The sequence below is a fragment of the Cellvibrionales bacterium genome (assembly GCA_016713115.1).
Lineage (GTDB): Bacteria > Pseudomonadota > Gammaproteobacteria > Pseudomonadales > UBA7239 > UBA7239.
Map to the genome: position 1 here is coordinate 697,471 of JADJPU010000001.1, position 19,610 is coordinate 717,080.

At 51.3% G+C, this 19,610-nt stretch carries 15 protein-coding genes, 1 other RNA gene and 1 pseudogene; 1 reads left to right on the forward strand and 16 read right to left on the reverse strand.

Translation table 11 applies throughout. From position 1 onward, the window contains the following. Positions 1–10 precede the first annotated feature (10 nt). From murG to IPK30_03470, 12 genes and pseudogenes are all read right to left on the reverse strand, one after another. The gene (gene murG / locus IPK30_03415) at positions 11–1,108 is read right to left on the reverse strand and encodes an undecaprenyldiphospho-muramoylpentapeptide beta-N-acetylglucosaminyltransferase (GenBank protein MBK8102346.1); all 1,098 of its coding nucleotides are present in this window, start codon (positions 1,106–1,108) and stop codon (positions 11–13) included. Then, positions 1,105–2,226, reverse strand: a complete 1,122-nt coding sequence (gene ftsW / locus IPK30_03420; protein MBK8102347.1) for a putative lipid II flippase FtsW — start codon at positions 2,224–2,226, stop codon at positions 1,105–1,107. The genes murG and ftsW overlap by 4 nt, the downstream gene beginning before the upstream one ends. A 95-nt stretch (positions 2,227–2,321) precedes the next feature. Next, positions 2,322–3,668, reverse strand: a complete 1,347-nt coding sequence (locus tag IPK30_03425; protein MBK8102348.1) for a UDP-N-acetylmuramoyl-L-alanine--D-glutamate ligase — start codon at positions 3,666–3,668, stop codon at positions 2,322–2,324. A 14-nt stretch (positions 3,669–3,682) separates the two neighbouring features. After that, positions 3,683–4,765 (reverse strand): annotated as a pseudogene (locus IPK30_03430) (phospho-N-acetylmuramoyl-pentapeptide-transferase). Further along, positions 4,759–6,120, reverse strand: coding sequence for a UDP-N-acetylmuramoyl-tripeptide--D-alanyl-D-alanine ligase (locus IPK30_03435; GenBank protein ID MBK8102349.1), 1,362 nt, complete (start codon positions 6,118–6,120; stop codon positions 4,759–4,761). Before IPK30_03435 ends, IPK30_03430 begins: the two are co-directional and overlap by 7 nt. Continuing rightward, positions 6,117–7,619 (reverse strand): UDP-N-acetylmuramoyl-L-alanyl-D-glutamate--2,6-diaminopimelate ligase, encoded by a 1,503-nt coding sequence (locus tag IPK30_03440; GenBank protein MBK8102350.1) that lies wholly within the window; start codon positions 7,617–7,619, stop codon positions 6,117–6,119. The genes IPK30_03435 and IPK30_03440 overlap by 4 nt, the downstream gene beginning before the upstream one ends. Further along, complete coding sequence (locus IPK30_03445; GenBank protein ID MBK8102351.1) at positions 7,616–9,424, reverse strand: penicillin-binding protein 2; 1,809 nt, start codon at positions 9,422–9,424, stop codon at positions 7,616–7,618. Before IPK30_03445 ends, IPK30_03440 begins: the two co-directional genes overlap by 4 nt. Further along, complete coding sequence (gene ftsL / locus IPK30_03450; protein ID MBK8102352.1) at positions 9,424–9,738, reverse strand: cell division protein FtsL; 315 nt, start codon at positions 9,736–9,738, stop codon at positions 9,424–9,426. The genes IPK30_03445 and ftsL overlap by 1 nt, the downstream gene beginning before the upstream one ends. Next, positions 9,735–10,682, reverse strand: a complete 948-nt coding sequence (rsmH, locus tag IPK30_03455; GenBank protein ID MBK8102353.1) for a 16S rRNA (cytosine(1402)-N(4))-methyltransferase RsmH — start codon at positions 10,680–10,682, stop codon at positions 9,735–9,737. The genes ftsL and rsmH overlap by 4 nt, the downstream gene beginning before the upstream one ends. Before the next feature lie 8 nt (positions 10,683–10,690). Continuing rightward, positions 10,691–11,137: a division/cell wall cluster transcriptional repressor MraZ gene (gene mraZ, locus IPK30_03460; protein MBK8102354.1), complete on the reverse strand. Its 447-nt coding sequence runs from the start codon at positions 11,135–11,137 to the stop codon at positions 10,691–10,693. 269 nt (positions 11,138–11,406) lie between these two features. Then, an RNA gene (gene rnpB / locus IPK30_03465) (RNase P RNA component class A) lies at positions 11,407–11,756 on the reverse strand. Positions 11,757–11,808: 52 nt separating this feature from the next. Beyond that, positions 11,809–13,422, reverse strand: coding sequence for an AMP-binding protein (locus IPK30_03470; GenBank protein MBK8102355.1), 1,614 nt, complete (start codon positions 13,420–13,422; stop codon positions 11,809–11,811). 158 nt (positions 13,423–13,580) lie between these two features. Here IPK30_03470 and IPK30_03475 point away from each other — a divergent pair, with 158 nt between their 5' ends. Next, on the forward strand, positions 13,581–15,200 hold the full coding sequence (locus tag IPK30_03475) for a GMC family oxidoreductase (GenBank protein MBK8102356.1): 1,620 nt from the start codon (positions 13,581–13,583) through the stop codon (positions 15,198–15,200). Here IPK30_03475 and IPK30_03480 read toward each other — a convergent pair whose 3' ends face one another. From IPK30_03480 to IPK30_03495, 4 genes are read right to left on the reverse strand one after another with little or no spacing between them, the layout of a single operon-like run. After that, positions 15,201–16,397: an ABC transporter permease gene (locus tag IPK30_03480; protein ID MBK8102357.1), complete on the reverse strand. Its 1,197-nt coding sequence runs from the start codon at positions 16,395–16,397 to the stop codon at positions 15,201–15,203. Continuing rightward, on the reverse strand, positions 16,394–17,626 hold the full coding sequence (locus IPK30_03485) for an ABC transporter permease (GenBank protein ID MBK8102358.1): 1,233 nt from the start codon (positions 17,624–17,626) through the stop codon (positions 16,394–16,396). Before IPK30_03485 ends, IPK30_03480 begins: the two co-directional genes overlap by 4 nt. A 4-nt stretch (positions 17,627–17,630) precedes the next feature. After that, positions 17,631–18,323: an ABC transporter ATP-binding protein gene (locus tag IPK30_03490; GenBank protein ID MBK8102359.1), complete on the reverse strand. Its 693-nt coding sequence runs from the start codon at positions 18,321–18,323 to the stop codon at positions 17,631–17,633. Next, positions 18,320–19,498 carry an efflux RND transporter periplasmic adaptor subunit gene (locus IPK30_03495; GenBank protein ID MBK8102360.1) on the reverse strand — a complete coding sequence of 393 codons (1,179 nt, stop codon included), beginning with the start codon at positions 19,496–19,498 and terminating at the stop codon, positions 18,320–18,322. Before IPK30_03495 ends, IPK30_03490 begins: the two co-directional genes overlap by 4 nt. Positions 19,499–19,610: the final 112 nt, after the last annotated feature.

Below are 19,610 nucleotides of genomic sequence, written 5' to 3' on the forward strand. Positions count from 1 at the left end.
GCGTTGAGGATCAGTCACGCGACATTTTCTCCGCAAAAATATCTTCACAAATGGTGGCCACTTTGCTGGCTGCATCCGGTTGCGCCAAACCTTTCATTTCGTGCGACATCGCCTGCAGCACTTTACGATCGTTCATTAGCGTTTGTATTTCCTGCGCCAGTGTTTTGGCGTCCAAGGTTGCTTGCGGCAACACCCGCGCAGCTTTCACTTTTTCAAACCAGCGCGCGTTGATGGTTTGGTGATCATCAATTGCTGTAGGCAGAGGAATTAGCAAGGCCGGCAGTTGCGCGCAGGCCAATTCGTACACCGTCATCGCGCCTGCGCGACATACAGCAAAATCTGCCCACTGGTATCTTTCCGTCATATTTTCAATAAACGGCTCTATACGCGCTGTTACCTGCGCCTTGGCATAATTTTTCACTGATTCCTGCAACAAATCGCGTCCGGCTTGATGAAAAACATCTGGTCTTTCATGTTCCGGTAACAGCGCCAAAGCCTGTGGCAGCAAAGTATTCAAGGCGCGCGCGCCTTGACTGCCACCCAACACCAGTAAACGCAAGCGCACTGGCGGCAACGCAATTTTCTTAGGTACAAATGCCAGTGCGGCAATGTCATCGCGCACAGGATTGCCAACCAATTCGCCTTGCGGAAAAACATTGGGGAAGGCAAACAATATTTTTTTTGCGTGGCGCGACAAAATACGATTAGTAGTGCCGGCAACCGCATTCTGCTCATGAACAACTAAGGGAATGCGCAACCAACGCGCCGCCAAACCGCCGGGGCCAGAAGCGAAGCCGCCCATGCCCAACACCACATCTGGGCGAAAACGCCGCAACACGCGCCATGACTGCCACTGTGCGCGCAACAATTGCCACGGCGCCACTAATAGTTTTTTTACATTTTTACCGCGCAAACCCACAGCAGTAATGCAATGCAGTGGAATATTTTCCGCTGGTACTACGCGCGCTTCAATGCCATTTTGTGTACCCAACCACTCCACTTGCCAACCACGCTGACGCAGCACTTTCGCCACGGCAAGCGCAGGAAAAACATGGCCGCCCGTACCGCCAGCCATAATTAATGCACGGCCTTTTCGCTTCGCGCTCATCCCTTCACCACATGCGGTTTCATCGCCAATCGATTTTCAAAACTCAAACGCAGCACCATCGCAGCCATCGCCACACTGATCATCAAGCTGCTGCCGCCATAGCTAATAAAAGGCAGCGTCAATCCTTTTGTCGGCAACAAACCCGACGCCACGCCGATATTGATAAAGGCTTGATAGGCAATCACTAATGCCAAACCCATTGCCACCAAAGCGCCAAAAATTTCACCGCGATCAGCAGCCACACGCGCGATGCGAAACATGCGCCACACCAATGCGGCGAACAACCCAATCACAACCACACAGCCAGCCAAACCGGATTCCTCTGCCCAAATACTGAACACAAAATCCGTGTGCGCCTCTGGCAGATAAAAAAGTTTTTGCACGCTATGTCCTAAACCCACGCCCAACCATTCACCACGAGCAATAGCGATCAAGGATTGCGTGAGCTGATAACCACTTTTGTACATCACGGCTTCGTCCCATGGATCGACAAACGCCATCAATCGCGCGAAACGATAAGATTCTGTCACTGCCAGCACACCTGCAGCGAATAACGCCAACACCAAGAATGGCAAAAAGCGCTTTAGCGGCGCGCCAGCAAGGAAGAGCAGCGACAGTGTCGACAAACCAATAACAACCGTTGCACCAAAATCCGGTTCAGCCAACAACAAAAACGCCAAGCCAATCAACACCAGAAATGGTTTACCGAAGCCCCACCAACTGGCATACATCTCGTCGCGACGACGCACTAAATAACCAGCAAAAAAAACAACGGCAGCACACTTTGCAATTTCGGACACTTGCAGAGTCATGAAGCCCAAACTGATCCAGCGCTGACTGCCATTCACGCGTTTGCCGATATGTGGCACCAGAACTAGCAGCAGCAGCAATACAGCAATCACCAGAAAAGAGCTATCGACTCTTCGCCAGAATGAAAACGGAATACGCAATACCACAGCACCCAACATTAAAGCCATCAAGGCATAAATACCGTGGCGTTTTGCAAAATAAAAAGTGTCACCCATTTTTTGAGTCGCATAGTCCAATGATGCCGAGCTCACCATTACCCAACTAATGCACAACAACGCCAGCGTAATCACCAGAAGTAGCGTATCCATTTCCCACACCAAATTGCCGCGATGATTACTGCGCACCGGATAATCGCCGTCTGTTACACGAGCCAACACTGTGCGTGTTTTTGACATCAACTCTTTCATGTCAGCGCCCCCACCGCCGCACAAAATTGTCGGCCGCGATCCTCATAGTTTTGAAACATATCGAAGCTGGCACAGGCCGGTGACAACAAAACCACATCGCCATTTTGTGCAATGCCTGCAGCCTGCTGCACCGCATCAACCATAGACAGCGCCAGAAAATGCGGCACACGCGGACAACTGGCAGCGATGATGTCGGCATCACGCCCTATTAATACCAAAGCGCGCACATGGCGATTGACCACAGGCTCCAACACAGAAAAATCAGCGCCTTTTCCTTCGCCGCCAGCAATCAGTACCACATTCTTATCTGTGCCGAGACCTTCAATTGCTGCAATTGTTGCACCGACATTCGTGCCTTTGGAATCGTTATAAAAACGCACAGAATTTTTTTCTGCCACCCACTGACAACGATGCGGTAAGCCATTAAATTTTCGCACTGCCGTTGCGCATTTTTCCAAATCCCAACCCGCGGCGGCTGCCAAGGCAAAAGCGGCAGCAACATTGGCAACATTGTGCATACCGGCAATACGAATATCTGATAGCAACAGCAGCTTTTGGGTTTCCCCTAATACTAAATACGCTTGGCCATCAATTTCTCGAACACAAACCGTCTGTTCAGTATTTACAGAATCATCCACACCGAAGGACCAACGCACCGCAGAAATCGCCTCATCGGCTTGCGTCAATACATCGGCGCGGTTGAAAACAATATTTTTCGCACGCTGATAAATTCTGTGTTTGGCTTGCGTGTAATCCGCCACGCTGTCATAGCGATCCATGTGGTCGTCACTGATATTCAACACCGTTGCCACAAGTGCCTGCAGGCTGTGCGTGGTTTCTAACTGAAAACTCGACAACTCCAACACATAGCAATCTGTTTCCGCATCGTGTTGCAACATATCCAACACCGGCGTACCCAAATTGCCGCCCACACCAGCGCGCAGGCCGCAAGCCGTCGCCATTTCACCCACTAAAGTTGTTACGGTACTTTTGGCGTTGGAACCGGTGATAGCGATTATGGGCTTTGTGGTTGTACGCACAAACAACTCAATATCACCCAACAAACTCGCGCCAGCCGCTGCTGCTGCTTGCAGCGCCGGCTCCAGCACCGAAACGCCGGGGCTGACAATAATTTCATTCATTTCACACAGCAGAGCAGGATCCAATGCGCCACAATAAAAATCCACACTAGGATATTGCGCACGCAAGGTATCCACATTGGCAACCGCTGCGCGTGTATCACACCACACAAACGCCTCGCCGCGACTTTGCAAAAAACGTGCGCAGGATTGGCCCGTTTTGCCCATCCCAATAATTGCGCGTTTTGTTGCAGCTAGACTCACGATGACCTCTTGTATTAACGCAGTTTCAAAGTTGCCAAACCGATAAGAATCAGAATGACGGTGATAATCCAAAAACGCACGATGACACGCGGCTCCGGCCAACCTTTTAATTCAAAGTGATGGTGTATCGGCGCCATGCGAAAAATTCTGCTTGCCCGTCAACTTGAACGACGCCACCTGCAAAATCACCGACACCGTTTCCATCACAAACACACCGCTCATCACAAAAAACACAATTTCGTGGCGCACGATGACCGCAATCAAACCCAGCGCCGCACCCAACGCCAAGGCGCCAACATCACCCATAAATACTTGCGCGGGATAGGTGTTGAACCAGAGAAAACCAAGACCAGCGCCGACAAATGCGCCGCAAAATACAATCAACTCCCCCGCGCCTTCGATATAGGGCAAGTTCAAATAACCGGCAAATTTAAAATTACCCACCGCATAGGCAAAAACCGCCAGCGCACCGGCGATCATCACCGAAGGCATAATCGCCAAGCCATCCAGACCGTCGGTTAAATTGACCGCATTGCTGGATCCAACCACCACAAAATAAACAAAAGGCACATAAAACCAACCGAGATTGATCGCCACATTTTTGAAAAACGGCACATACAATTGCAATTCAACCGGCGTTTTTGCTGTTTCATATAAAAATAGCGCGGCGGCCAAACCAAAAACAGATTGCCAAAAATATTTCCAGCGCGATGGTAAGCCGCGTGAGTTTTTTCTACGACTTTGCGCCAATCATCCACCCAACCAATGGCGGCAAAACATACCGTGGTCAGCATCACCACCCACACATAACGGTTATCTAACTTTGCCCACAACAGCGTGCTCAAACAAATAGACAGCAAAATCAATACGCCGCCCATCGTTGGCGTGCCAGATTTTCCTAAATGTGATTGCGGACCATCCGTGCGTACGGATTGGCCAATCTTTAAACGCTGCAAATAAGCAATTACCGCCGGCCCCATCAGCAACGAAAAAACCAAAGCTGTTAACACACCCATCACAGCGCGCAGTGTTTGGTACTGCACCACATTAAAGACACTCCAGTACTGCGCCAAATAGTCAGCCAGCCAAATCAACATAGAACTTCCTCGTTAACAGCCAATTGATCTGCAACTCTGTCCATACCAGCACTGCGCGACCCTTTGACCAAAAAAACACACTGTTCGTTTGCGATGGCAGCACACTGTACTGCCAGCAATTCCCAAGTTGAAAAATATTGCGCCTCTGCACCAAACGCTTCCGCCGTTGCGCGCGATAAATCACCTGTTACCAATAAATTTTTTACGCCAGCTTCTTTAGCATAAGCACCAATATCAGCGTGCAGTGCGCGTGCATCCGCACCCAACTCCGCCATATCGCCGAGCACTAAAATCTTTTCACCACCACATAACATCAGCGCATCGATAGCAGCACGCACCGATGCAGGATTCGCGTTATAACTGTCATCAATTACTCGGCAGCCCTTCACTCCTTTGCGCGTTTGCAAGCGACCCTTGTACGGCTGTGCCGCCTGCAATCCCGCACAAACAATGTCCAGCGACAACCCCAACGCCAAACAACAGGCCGCCGCAGCCAAGGCATTGCTGACATTGTGTACGCCGAGAAATCGCAGGGCGATGTGACGACTTTCCTGATTGGTGTGCAGCGTAAAACGCACGCCGCTAGCCGATTGCTCGACATCAGTAGCAAAAACATCGGCAGAACTTTCAGCGGAAAAAGTGATGGCTTTTACAGGCAGTGCATCAAGCCAAGTGGCTGTCCACGCATTATCCAAATTGATAACCGCAATACCGTTTGCCGACAATCCTTCAAAAATTTCGCATTTTCCTTGTGCAATATTTTCAACAGAGCCAAAACCCTCCAGATGCGCCGCACCCACATTGGTTACCAAGGCCACATCGGGTTTTGCCATCTGCGTGAGATAGCGAATTTCACCCAGCGCACTCGCGCCCATTTCTATCACAGCGCAGTCATGCTCTGGCGACAAAGCCAACAAGGTCATTGGCACACCAAGATGATTATTGAGATTACCCTGCGTCACCAAGGGTTTGCCCTGCTGCACCAGAATGGCGGCAATCATTTCTTTGGTGGTGGTTTTTCCTGCACTGCCAGTTAAGCCGATCACTTTTCCTTGAAAAGCAGCACGATTCAGTTCAGCAATTTTACCTAAAGCTTGCACTGTATCGTTGACACACAACTGCGGCAGCGAACTATCGCTGCGATTTTTTTCTACCACGGCTGCCGCAGCGCCCGCGCGCTGCACATCCGGCAAAAAATTATGCGCGTCAAAATTTTCACCTTTGAGAGCCACAAACAAATCACCGGCTTGCACTTTGCGGCTGTCTGTCACCACGCGCGTAAATATCGCATCTACTGCACTACGCGCCACCCTGCAGGCATCGGCTACTGCAAATAGCGTTTGCGCGCGCATCATGCTTGCATCTCCGTTTTTTTAATACGACGCTGCTGTAATGCACTCTGCGCTTGTTCAACATCAGAAAAATGACGGCGTATACCGAACACTTCCTGATAATTTTCGTGACCTTTTCCTGCCAACAACACCACATCACCACGCGCTGCATGGCTAATGGCGTAGGCAATCGCTTCAGCGCGATCACTCACAACCTCGTGATGAGACAATGTATCGGCATTGGCAGAAAAGCCCGCCACAATATCCGCGATAATGTTTTCTGGCGCTTCATTGCGCGGGTTGTCGGTGGTGACAATCACCTCATCGGCAAATGCTTGTGCTATTTGCGCCATTTGTGGGCGTTTACCTGTATCGCGATTGCCGCCACAACCAAATACACACCACAATTTTTCTACTGTTTGCTGACGCAGCGCTTGCAGTATTTTTTGCAGCGCATCCGGCGTGTGCGCGTAATCCACCACCACCAAAACATCGTCGCTCTGCGCACTCACAATGTGTGTACGCCCCGGCACGGCTTGTAACTGTGCAACTGCATTCAACACAGCGTCCAAGCGCATGCCGTGACCACACAGGGTGGCTACCACCGCCAAGGCGTTCAACAGGTTATACCCCCCCGGGAACCTGCTGTGTAGCTCACCCTTCCCCCAGGGCGTGCGGATACTGGCAGCGATTCCCTGCCCAGTTACCTCATAACGCTCCACTCCGAGTTCACTTGTTTTGCTTTCCAGCGCATAACTAAACACCGTTTTACCTGCTTGATGCATGCGTTGAATCAATTGTTGACCAAACACATCGTCAGCATTGATAACAGCAAACTGCAACGCCGCCATATCAAACAGTTTTTGTTTTTCTGCCGCATAATTTTCCATCGTGCCGTGATAATCGAGATGGTCGCGCGTCAAATTGGTAAAAATTGCGGAAGAAAATTGCACGCGATCTACACGCTGCTGACTCAACGCGTGTGACGACACTTCCATCGCCACCATCTGCGCGCCCTGCTGCACAAAATTGGCCAACAGATGATGGACTGTCAGCACATCAGGGGTTGTCATTCCAGTTTCATCGCGATACGCATGTGCAATCATGCCGCATCCCAGTGTGCCGATAATGGCTGCATCACCAGACACCTGTTGCCACGCCTGCGCCAACCAGTGTGAACAGGTTGTTTTTCCATTCGTGCCCGTCACGCCAATCACTTTACATTGCTGTGATGGCTCACCATAAAACGCATGCGCTATGGCACCCAAATGGGCTGTGAGATTTTCTACAGCGATCAAAGGCACTGCGCTGGACACGCTAAATTCTTTCTCTCGATCGATGACTATCGCTGCCGCACCTTGCGCCTGTGCTTGCGCAATATGTGCCGCCAATACATTTCCACTCGCCAACGCAAAAAACACATCGCCGGCACTCACAGTACGGCTATCCAACTTTAAATTTGCCACAGAACTCTGTGCCAAAGTGTCGCCAAACCATGGCTGCACTGCCTCAACACCCCTCATGCAGCAGCACCTTTTTTAATCACAGGAGCAGCGGTTTCTGTTTTATTTTTTTCTGCCGTTTTAGGTTTTGCTTCCGCTGGCGGCAGCGCATCAGGCACGGAACCCGTCAACTGCAATACACCCTGCATCAAACGACCAAAAACTGGAGCGGCCGCTTCGCCGCCAAAATACTGACCGTTACTAGGCTCATCAATCATGACCGCCATTGCATAGCGCGGATTACTCATCGGCGCTATGCCTGCAAATAATGCGGAATAGCGGTTAGGGCTGTATCCGCGACCATCCAACTTGTGCACGGTGCCTGTTTTGCCGCCCACACGAAAACCTGGCACTTGCGCGCGCGTCGCCGTGCCGCCAGGGTGCGTAACAGCTTCCAGCATCGGAATAATTTGGCGCGCCACATTGGCTGCTAACACGCGCTCACCGGAAATAGCGACAGATTCTGCATCGCGACGCAGAATCGACAACGGCATTTTTACGCCTTCGTTGGCAAAAATGCTGTAGGCGTGCGCCAATTGCAAAGTAGTGACGGAAACGCCATAACCAAACGCCATCGTGACGCGATCCAAATCACGCCAACGCTGATAACTCGGCAGCACACCGGTACCTTCTCCGGGAAAACCAATACCCGTTGCCTGTCCCAAACCAAAACGATGAAAAACACCGCGCAAAAAATTGGGATCCAGAGACAGCGCAATTTTTGATGTGCCCACCTGACTGGATTTTGCAATCACCGTCGTCAAGTCAATCACACCGTAATTGCGGTGATCTTCCAGTTTTTTTCCTTGCACATAAATGCTGCCAGGATTGGTATCAATCACCATTTCCGGCTTCCATTTTCCGCTTTCCAAGGCAGCCGCCATGGTGATCGGTTTCATGGTGGAACCCGGTTCAAACAAATCCACGATGGCGCGATTACGCATTTGCACCGGCTTGATGCCGACGCGATTATTGGGGTTGTAAGACGGCCAGCTCACGATAGCAAGCACCTCGCCTGTCTTCACATCTACCACCACGGCGGAGCCACCTTGCGCTTTAAAATCTTCTACGGTTTTCTTCAAAATCGTATGTGCAAAATACTGCAAACGCAGATCAATACTGAGCGCAATATCTACACCATTTTGTTCAGGGCGCTGCAAACCTAAATCTTTTACTACGCGACCTTTTAAATCTTTAATAACACGACGCTTTCCTTCTGCACCTGTCAGCGCCTCATTAAATTCCAACTCGACACCTTCCTGACCTCGATCATCGATATTGGTAAACCCCACCAAACTGGCGACCACATCGCCAGCTGGATAAAACCGTTTGTATTCGCGCTGCCCGTAAACACCTTCTATGCCTTGCGCCAACACAGCTTCCGCCTCTTCAGGCGACACTTGACGACGCAAATAAACAAATTCTTTATCGCTGTATTGCGCCATTTTCTCGCGCAATTCCTGCTCGCTCCACGCCATAACGCGCCCAATCGCGCGCCACTTGTCGACATCCTGCCCAATCACTGCGGGATTGGCCCACAGCGTTACCACGGGCGTGCTGACAGCTAACGGCTCACCATTGCGATCGGTAATCATGCCGCGATGCGCCTGAATTTTTTCCGTGCGCACCGTACGCGCTTCGCCCTGTTTCGCTAAAAAAGCGTGGTTCATCAGCACCTGATGGTCTGCTATTCGCACAACCAACAATAGACCGAGGGCGCCAAGAAAGCCGAACACAGCACGGATACGCCAATCGCCACGCTGCAAAATGGCTTGCACCACCGCACTGCTGCGTTTTGTTGTCGCTGTGTTTTTCTTGGTCGCCATTAGCGCACCTTCACCACAATGATTTTGTCAGTTTGAGGCGCTTGCATCTCCAATTCTTTTTCCGCCATATCATGCACGCGGCTATAAGCAGCCCAAGTATTTTTTTCAACCAGATACTGCCCCCACAACACTTGCATACTGCGCGCCTCTGCGCGCAGTGATTCAATTTCAGCCAAGTAACGACGATTTTCAAAAGCCGAAACTATCACCCCCATCGCAGAGCCAAGCACGCACAGCACGAGCAACACCAAACAGAACACACCAAACAGGCTGATCTCAAAATCTTTTTCTGGCGCAGTATGCTCTGTGTTCATGCCGCCTTCTCCGTTGGCAATTTTTCTGCCACGCGCATCACCGCACTGCGCGCGCGCGGATTGCTCGCCACTTCCTGCTCACTGGCTTTAATCGCTTTTCCCACCAGCTTTAAGGTTCTGCCTTCTGCCTCACCGGTCACCGGAATATGGCGCGGCAACACTTTTCCGCGACTCTGTTCGCGGAAATACTGTTTGACGATGCGATCTTCCAAAGAGTGAAAAGAAATGACAGCAATGCGACCGCCGCTGCACAAGACCGCCTGAATATCGCGCAACACCGTTTCTAATTCGCCCAATTCATTGTTGATAAAAATGCGAATGGCTTGAAAAACGCGTGTCGCCGGATGTTTGTGCTTTTCCCAAGCTGGATTGGCTGCCGACACCACTTCTGCTAACTGCAGAGTGGTTACGAATGGCGTTTCATTGCGTGATTTTTCGATAGCTTGCGCGATGCGTTTGGCGTAGCGCTCTTCGCCGTATTCACGAAATACATCCGTCATTTCTGCCACTGGCGCAGTATTAATCCATTCAGCGGCACTGATGCCTGCTGCGGTGTTCATGCGCATATCCAGCGGGCCGTCTTGCATAAAACTGAAGCCGCGCTCTGCATCATCCAACTGCGGAGAAGACACACCGATATCCAACAACACGCCGCGCACTTTTCCCTGCCAACCGCGCGCAATCACCTGCTGCAACATATCGCCAAAATTGCTGTGCGCAATTTCAAAACGAAGATCATCTTTGTTTACAGTTTTTGCGTGATCGACAGCTGAGATGTCTCGATCCAGCGCCAGTAATTTTCCCTGTGCGGACAACTTCGACAACAACAGCGCACTGTGACCACCGCGACCGTAAGTGCCATCGATGTAAATGCCATCGCTATCGCTGAAGATGGCTTCCACTGCTTCTTGCAGTAAAACCGTTTGGTGAGCTGATTCCTTCATACTCACCTCTAGAATGAAATATCGGCCATGGCCGATGGCAACTCAAACTGCCCACTCACCGCAGCATCCAAACACTGCTGCCAGTTGCTCTCACTCCAGAGTTCAAATTTTTTGCCCTGCCCCACCAGCACCAACTTCTTATCCAACTGCGCGTATTTGCGCAGCGAAGCAGGCAGCAAAATGCGGCCGTTGCCGTCCATGTCCAATTCACTGGCATAGCCCAGCAGTAAACGCTGAATGCGGCGCACGTTGGGATCGGTGCTGGGCAGCGCTTCCAATTGCGCTTCCAAGGTTTGCCACACCGGCAGCGGATAAATGCGCAGACAGGCATCTTGGATGTCGATAGTGGCCACCAATTGGCCACGGCACAGCTCAGCCAGCACCTCGCGGTACTTGGCTGGAATCGCCAATCGCCCTTTCGGGTCTAGATTGATTTCCGCTATGCCTCTAAACATGGGCTATCCCTAGTGTGCGGGGCGGCAAATCCTGCATTCGCCACTTTTACCCACTTTTCACCACAGAGGCACACTATAGGGGGCAAAAAACCTTGTCAAGACAGGCAACTCACCTGTTTGACGCAGTTCGCTGCAAGGTGCAGGCAGATCCCCGCATGTTAGCTGCAAACTTTTAATGGTTAAAATCTATACAAATCATACGCATGCAAAACAAACCTAAAGTAAAACCTTAAGTTTGCTTGCGCTGAGGGAGAGAATTCGCGAAAGAGAAAAGGAGTTGGCCGATAAGCCGGGTTCTGTCGTGGACAACCATTCATCTGGGATCTGCGTCGCCGCAGACCTCAAGCAACCTACCCGCACCCGACGCGGGCCGCGCCAACAGATGCCTATTTGGTCTTGCTCCGAGTGGGGTTTACCGTGCCGGTCTGTTGCCAGACTCGCGGTGCGCTCTTACCGCACCATTTCACCCTTACCACGCAGCCTTGCGGCTCGTTCGGCGGTTTGCTTTCTGTTGCACTGGCCGTCGGCTCGCGCCGCCCAGGTGTTACCTGGCACTCTGCCCTATGGAGCCCGGACTTTCCTCCACCTCTTGCGAGGCAGCGATTGTCTGGCCAACTCCGCGCGCAAGAATAATTGCACCGCGCGCTGTTGGCAATCCGCTTTTATGCAGCTTATTTCTTCAGTTTGAAATCCGTTTTGCTGCGATCCCACACATTTCCGCTCAAACCTTTTTCGCGCAATTTGTATTTTTGCACTTTGCTCGTCGGCGTCATCGGCAACTCGCTGACAAATTCTATGTAGCGCGGCACAAAAAAATACGGTGCAGTATCGTTGATAAATGTCGCCAGCTCCGCTGCACTCACCGCAGCATTGGGCTTCAACACCACATCAATTTTTAATTCGGCTTCGCTTTCAAGATGCTCAGAGGGAATACCAAAACACGCCACTGCTTGCACCGCAGGATGCTGCATCACGGCATGTTCTACTTGCAGCGAGGAAATGTTTCTGCCTTTGTCGCGAATGTAATCACTTTTTCTATCGACGAAAAAGTAATCGCCATCGGCGTCGCGCACACCGAGATCGCCCGTGCGATACCACTCACCAAAATAGACATTGTTTGTCGCTGCTGGATTTTCAAAATAACCATTGAAGATGGCGTAGGGACGCTGCGGACGCAAACAAAACTCTCCTGGCGTTCCCGCTGGGCATTCATTGCCTGCATCATCACGAATAGAGACATCCATACCCGTAGCCACTGCGCCTAAGCAATTGGGTTTCCACTGTTTTTCGCCGTCTTCCAAGCAGCGCAAAATCAATGCCGCTTCACTCTGACCAAAACCTTTTTGCACTTTTTCTAAACCAAAGCGCTGCATAAACGGTTTCGTCATGTGCGGCGGCAGAGGAATGACATTGGCGTAGCGCAGCGTGGTTTTAGCGTCCTCTGCTGTCTCTGGTGCATTCCACAAAAACATGTGCATCGCGCCTAATGTTGTAGTTTCCGTTGCTTTGTAGTGTTTGATGCGATCCCAGAAATTGGATGCCGAGAAGTGTTCGTCCAAGGCTACCGGAATCCCCACAATCAACGCGCGAAACACACTGGTGATCCACGCGCCGGTGTTGTACAGCGGCATGCAGTTGTAAATCACATCGCCCGCTTGCACGCCAAAATATTCTTTGGCGCTTTCAGCGGCGTTGATCCATACGTTGTGCGATTGCATCACGCCTTTGGATTTTCCCGTAGTGCCGGATGTCCACAAAATCGCGCAGGTATCACCGTAGGAAACTTCCACAGCTTCCGGCTCTGCATCGGATAATTGCTCAAAAGATGAAAGGTTTACTGCATCGGCGGGTAATTTTCCGCCTTCATTCACTTTAACAACCAAGGATTGATAACTCTTACTGCTAACGGCTTCCGCAATGCGTGGATATTTATCTGTATCCGTGACCAATACTTTGCCTTTACTTTCTTCGATTGCCTCTTTCAACCACTCGCCTTTGTAATCGCCGTTGATCGGCACCCACACCGCACCGAGCTTATTGGCGGCAAACGCCAACATGATGAACTCCACACAACTGCGCATAAAAATAATCACGCGATCATCTTTTTGTACACCCAGTTTTTTTAAACCAGCCGCGTAGCGATTCACGCTGCGATTCACTTCCGTAAAGCTGTACACGCGATCATCCACGAGATAACAGGGCGCATCGGGAATCGCTTGCGCTTGTAGCATCAAAATGCGCCCCAGAGTACGGTCTGCTGGTTTATCCAATGGCAATATGTGCATGACAGAATCCTTTTCTTGCGAAAAAATAGTGGCTTACACTACCAGCGCCCACACAAACAGCACAAGCCGATGCACTGCGGCTTCCCACGACCGACTATCGACTTTTTCACCCCCTACTCTTGCTAGAGTAGAAAACATTTTCACAAGGAACGATTGATATGAGCAACGCGCAAAACAACGACAGCAACACTTACGACTACATTGTGGTGGGCGGCGGCTCTGCCGGCTGTATCGTCGCCGGCAGGCTCGCGGAAGCGGGCGTCGGCTCGGTGTTGCTCTTAGAGGGCGCCGACCGCGCGGAAGCCAATCCAGAAACCTTGAGTGCCGACGGCTTCAAATACGCCTTCGCCAATGACAAGGTGATGCTGGATCGCATGAGCGCCGAGCAAGCGCACTGTGGCCAGCGCACGCTGTACGCCGGTTCGGGGCGCGGCATGGGCGGCAGCGGCAGCGTCAACGGCATGGTGTACACACGCGGCGACCAACTGGATTTCGCCCAGTGGCCCGCCGGCTGGCAGTGGCAAGATGTAGAACCCACCTTTATCCAACTGGAAGAACGCTTGCGCCCGCGTCACCGCGCCGGCACGGCATTTACCGAGCTGGCGCTCAGCGCCGCCGAAGCTGCCGGCTTTCAACGCAAACACGGTTTGAATGACGGCCATTTGAACGGCTTTATGGGCTACAACGACATGAACTACGAAGGCGATAACCGCCGCAGTTCTTATGTGGCTTTTGTGGCGGAAAACTCGTCTACCGCGCTCACCGTAAAAACCAAAAGCCTTGTGCAAAAAATTCTGTTTGACGATCAGCAGCGCGCCACGGGTGTGGAAGTTGTTATCAACGGCAAAACACAAATCGTCAGCGCGCGCCGCGAAGTGGTGTTGTGCGCTGGCGCTTTGGAAACGCCAAAATTATTGATGCTGTCTGGCGTGGGCCCTAAAGAGCATTTGCAGTCTCTCAATATTCCGGTAGTAAAAGATGTGCAAAGCATTGGCAGCAATTTGCAAGATCACCCCAATGTTTCGCTATTTTTCCAAGGCAGAAAACCGGTCGATTTTCGCTACCCGCAAGTGTACGGTTTCACGCGCTGCAACCCAGAACTCGACTTGGCCGCACAACAAGCGGACACTTGTTTTGCTTGGCTCGCTGCGCCCGTCACCATGCAGCAATCCATGACGCGCATGGCACCGGCAACGCTGCTAAAAGGCCAGAAGTTTTTTAACCCTGTATTGAAAGGTCTGATTCGCTGCGCATTAAAAATTGCACTGCTGCTGCCACCGGTGAATCGCTTTATCAATAATTTATACGGCGTAGTGATTATTTTAGGCAAGCCACTCTCGCGCGGCACACTGCGCTTGGCCTCGCGCAACGCAAAAGACCCAGCCGTGATTGATCTCGCCTATTTCAGCAATGAGACCGACATGGAAACCATGATTAACGGCGTGGAACTCGCCAAAAAAATCGGCGCACATGAAGGATTAAAAAACTGGGGCAATCGTTTGATGGCGCCGCCAACGCGCTCCAGCAAACGCGAAGTGTTAAAAAAATGGATCATCAACACCAGCATGACCACCTTTCACTACTGCGGCACTTGCTCTATGGGTGAACAAGCCGATGCACCGGTTGATACTCAACTAAAACTCAAAGGCATTGCAGGCCTGCGTATTGCCGATGCCTCGGCAATTCCCGTTATTCCGGTTTCTGCATTGAATGCACCGTCGATGATGCTGGCACATCGCGCCGCTGATTTTATTGTGCAAGAGTGTGGCGCAGCTTAATTACTCTGCACGCAACGCCTCGATAGGGTCTAAGCGCGAAGCGCGCCATGCCGGTGCAATGCCGGCAAACAACCCAACCAACGCTGACAAGCCAAAAGACAGCACAAAATAAAACGCTTGGATGGCAATTGGCATACTCGGCGCCACACTTTTTAACAACCCCAACAGCGCAGCCACCACGGACAAGCCCAACACACCGCCCGCCAGTGACAACAACACCGCTTCGCCCAAAAACAATAACAACAATTGTTGTTGTGTCGTACCCAAGGCGCGCAATAAACCAATCTCCGCTGTGCGCTCGCGCAAAGTAGTGCTCATGATCGTCAACACCCCTACACCGCCCACCAACAGCGAAATGCTACCCAGCGCAGCAATCGCAATCGTCAGCAAACTCAAAATTCGATCCAAACTCGACAACATATCGTCTTGCGTAAACAGCGTAATGTCATCATCGCCGTGCCGTTCACGAATCTGTTGTTTTATTTTTTCGGATATAACTTCAGAAGTAGTATTTTCAGTGAACACCACATCCATTTCTTGCAAGTTTTCACGATTGAACAATTGCAGTGCGCGACCGGCAGGAATGTAAGCAATCTCATCCAAATCAGTGCCTAAAAAACTGCCTTTGCTTTCCATCACACCGACCACACGAAAGCGCGCGCCACCGATACGCACAAACTGCCCTAGAGGATTGGCATCAGCAAACAAGGCTGTGCGCAATTTACTACCTAGCACTACATACGGTCGTGCATTGTGCGGATCGTCTGCTGGTAAAAAGTTACCAACAGCCACTGGCATTTGCCACGCGGCGGAGGCATCGCTACCTACACCAAAAATATCGGTATCGCGTGATCGCGCAGCAAATACTACCGGCCCTGTGCCCATCACAATCGGCACGACGAATTTCACATCACGAATGTTTCGCAACGCTTCGCCATCGGCAATCGTCAACGGACGCACCGTACTCAACACGCCTGCCATACCCATGGTTTGGTTTTTTCCTGGCGAAACTTTTACGATGCGTGAGCCGAATTGTGAAAAGCTGTCCAACACATACAAACGCAAACCTTCGCCAACCGCCGTCAATAAAATCACCGCCGCGATGCCGATACCGATACCGGTTGCAGTGAGCAATGTGCGTAAACGCCCTGCACGCAAAGCGCAAGTAATCCACTGCACTGCGTCCAGCGTTCTCATGTCAGCTTTCCTGCCAGCGCATCCACCGGCTGTTGCCGCGCAGCACGCGATGCAGGCAGCCAAGCAAAAACCAGTCCGGAAAAGAGTGCAATACCCATTGAAGTAATCACCGCCCACCATGGTGCAGCAAACGGCACACTGGGCCACAAGATTCTACCGAGCAGCACCAACAACTCTCCTGCAAACACACCACACAAAGCACCTGCCAAACACAACAACAGCGATTCCAATAAAAACAAACGCCGAATGTGATGATCGGATGCACCTAGCGCTTTCAACAAACCAATTTCTTTCGTGCGCTGCGACACACTAATCAGCGTTAAATTCATCACTAACACACCAGCTACCAACAAACTGATGCCGGCAATCGCACCCACACCCAGCGTCAAAGCCGAAAAAATATTGTCAAAGGTTTTCATCATCGAATCGGGTTTTACCACCGTGACATCGTCTTCACCCTGATGCAGTTCACGGAACGCTGCCAGCAACTCTTGCTGCAATTTATCGATATCGTAATACGCGCGTGGTTGCACAATGACGCGGAACAAACCCTCTCGATTGAATAATATTTGTGCCGACGCCACCGGAATTAAAGCGCCATCACTCAGATCAAAACCAGATCCGTCCGCTTTGCCTGACAACACACCGATCACACGGAAGCGGCGATCACCCATTTTCACCCACTCGCCTACCGCCTGCTGATTGCCAAACAACTCCTCGCGCACTTTGCTGCCAATGACACATACCGGTTGCGCGACATCATTATCTATTTCTGGAAAAACATTGCCGTTCATCACCATCAACTCACGAATGGCAAAATAATCCGCATTGGTGCCAAGTACCATCACATCGCGTGTGCGCGCATTGGCCGACACTTCCACTTTGCCCGCCATCAAGGGCGCTATACGCTGCGCGCCGTGCAAACGCGTGTGCAACGCTTTGACATCCGCCAGTGTGACATCACGCGTCGCTGTGCCTATCGGCGGTGGACCACCGCCACCAGTGGTTTCTTTGCGCCCCGGCATCACCACCAACAAATCCGTTCCCATCGATGCAAATTCGTTGCGCACATAACCGCGTGCGCCTTCACCCAACGCAGTAAACGCCACTACAGAACCGACAGCCAATGTCATCGCCAACAACATCATGCTGGTACGAAAACGATAACGCCGCAATACAGCGCCGGCAAACAAAATGCTATCGCGCCAACTGATGCCTTGCGTATTCATCTAATTATTTTTGCTCAACAACGGCATGACGGTTATCACTGACAATGCAACCATCACCAAACACAATTTGACGCGGTGCGCGCGCACCCAGCACATTGTCGTGCGTCACCATTAACAGCGTAATACCAGAAGCATTTAATTCTTCTAGCAAAACCATCACATCGTGACCGGAGCGGCTGTCGAGATTACCCGTCGGTTCATCGGCCAAAATAATTTGCGGCTTCATCACCACCGCACGCCCAATCGCCACGCGCTGTCGTTGACCACCAGAGAGCTGTTGCGGCAAGTGATCGGCGCGCGCCTCCAAACCTAAACGCTGCAACACTTCTGCGGCACGCACACGGCGTTCGGCGGGCAAAACACCCGCCAACACCATTGGCAGTTCAATATTTTCGCGTGCCGTTAAGCGTGGAATGAGATGGTACGCCTGAAACACAAAACCAATTTTTTCACGACGCACATTAGCGCGTGCTTCTTCGTGTAAGCCAACAGTCTCTACATCGTCCAAGACATACGAACCGCTATCCGGTGTATCCAGCAAACCCATCACATTCAATAAAGTAGATTTTCCAGAACCCGATGGCCCCATTACTGACACATATTCACCGGCAGCTATTGCCAAACTAATGCCATCCAGTGCGCAAATTTCTTCATCGCCCAAGGTGAAATGTCGAACAATATTTTGCAGTTTGATCACGGCGCTTTCTTCGCTGCAGCGGCGGCTTTTCTGTCTTCTTCCGTTTCTTCGCGCGCAGACGCACCATCCTTAACGCCAGCGCGATCTGGCGTCATAACAACCGAGTCACCGACATTCAAACCACTCAGCACTTCGGTCATGGTCCAGTTGGATAAACCCGTCACGATATCGCGTTTTTGCAATACACCTTCCGCCAGCACATAAACCGTTTTTTTATCAACGATGGCTTCCGTAGGAATGCGCAGTACGCTATCTTTTTTATCCAGCACAATTTCCACATCAGCACTGTAACCAATCAGCAGCAAAATATCTGACGGCAAATTGTCGAGACGCACATCGACATCCACTGTGCGCGCCTGCTTCTCTACCTCCACTACATAAGGCGCAACACGCGTGAGATGCCCTTCAAATTGTTGACCGCGAAAAGCGTCCAGCGTAATGCGCACTCGTTGCCCAACACGCAATGGCTTTGCATCCACTTCGTCTATCGGCGCCGTGACATACAAACAAGTGTTGTCCAGCATTTCAATCACCGGCTTCGTCAACACACCCGATGGCGACGGTGTGACATATTCACCCAGCTCGCTGTTTACCTCCACCACCACACCATCGTACGGCGCGCGTAAAAAAGTTAAATCATAATGTGATTTAGCCAGATCCAAATTCGCACGATTCATTTTGACTTGCTCTTCCGCTGCATCACAAACACGCTGCGTAGTGCGTGACAGCGTGCTAGCCGCTTCGGTTTGCGCGCTGGAAATCAAGCGCTTTGCATACAGAGACTGCGCGCGCTGACTGTCGCGTGCATTTTGATCCGCACTGATACACGCTTGTTTTTGTTGATGGATAGCTGCCGACAAACTCGCCTCGGCTTGCGCCACATTGGCTTTGCGATCCTCATTCCACAGCTCAACCAACACTTGGTTCGCGGTAATTTTGTCGCCTTTTTTTACATTCAGTTTTTGCACCAAACCGCCGAGTGCCATCGACAACTCGGAGCGGCGACAGGCTTTCACCGTGCCCGCGCGCGTGTTGGCCACGGTAGTCTCCACTAGACCTTGTTCTGCGGTTGTCACGGGCACCGGCAGCTCTGCTGGTTTGTGCAACAACTTGAATGCGACCAATCCCGCCAGCAATACCACAACCAGCACGGTCCACTTTTTCGATTTACTCATAACAGCCGCAACTCGCCTTAGCAAAAAATGACGGTCAGACTAGCACGACAACCGCCTCACTACCCTTACGCAAAACGCCTAGCATTTCACAAAGTTTTCACTAAAATCCTCT

Excerpts from the sequence above, each read along its gene's own strand:
- ftsL (MBK8102352.1), bottom strand. The coding sequence starts at position 9,738 with ATGAACACAGAGCATACTGCGCCAGAAAAAGATTTTGAGATCAGCCTG.
- IPK30_03435 (MBK8102349.1), bottom strand. The coding sequence starts at position 6,120 with ATGATGCGCGCGCAAACGCTATTTGCAGTAGCCGATGCCTGCAGGGTG.
- murG (MBK8102346.1), bottom strand. The coding sequence starts at position 1,108 with ATGAGCGCGAAGCGAAAAGGCCGTGCATTAATTATGGCTGGCGGTACG.
- mraZ (MBK8102354.1), bottom strand. The coding sequence starts at position 11,137 with ATGTTTAGAGGCATAGCGGAAATCAATCTAGACCCGAAAGGGCGATTG.
- IPK30_03445 (MBK8102351.1), bottom strand. The coding sequence starts at position 9,424 with ATGGCGACCAAGAAAAACACAGCGACAACAAAACGCAGCAGTGCGGTG.
- IPK30_03495 (MBK8102360.1), bottom strand. The coding sequence starts at position 19,498 with ATGAGTAAATCGAAAAAGTGGACCGTGCTGGTTGTGGTATTGCTGGCG.
- ftsW (MBK8102347.1), bottom strand. The coding sequence starts at position 2,226 with ATGGATACGCTACTTCTGGTGATTACGCTGGCGTTGTTGTGCATTAGT.
- IPK30_03480 (MBK8102357.1), bottom strand. The coding sequence starts at position 16,397 with ATGAGAACGCTGGACGCAGTGCAGTGGATTACTTGCGCTTTGCGTGCA.
- IPK30_03485 (MBK8102358.1), bottom strand. The coding sequence starts at position 17,626 with ATGAATACGCAAGGCATCAGTTGGCGCGATAGCATTTTGTTTGCCGGC.
- IPK30_03475 (MBK8102356.1), top strand. The coding sequence starts at position 13,581 with ATGAGCAACGCGCAAAACAACGACAGCAACACTTACGACTACATTGTG.
- IPK30_03470 (MBK8102355.1), bottom strand. The coding sequence starts at position 13,422 with ATGCACATATTGCCATTGGATAAACCAGCAGACCGTACTCTGGGGCGC.
- rsmH (MBK8102353.1), bottom strand. The coding sequence starts at position 10,682 with ATGAAGGAATCAGCTCACCAAACGGTTTTACTGCAAGAAGCAGTGGAA.
- IPK30_03440 (MBK8102350.1), bottom strand. The coding sequence starts at position 7,619 with ATGAGGGGTGTTGAGGCAGTGCAGCCATGGTTTGGCGACACTTTGGCA.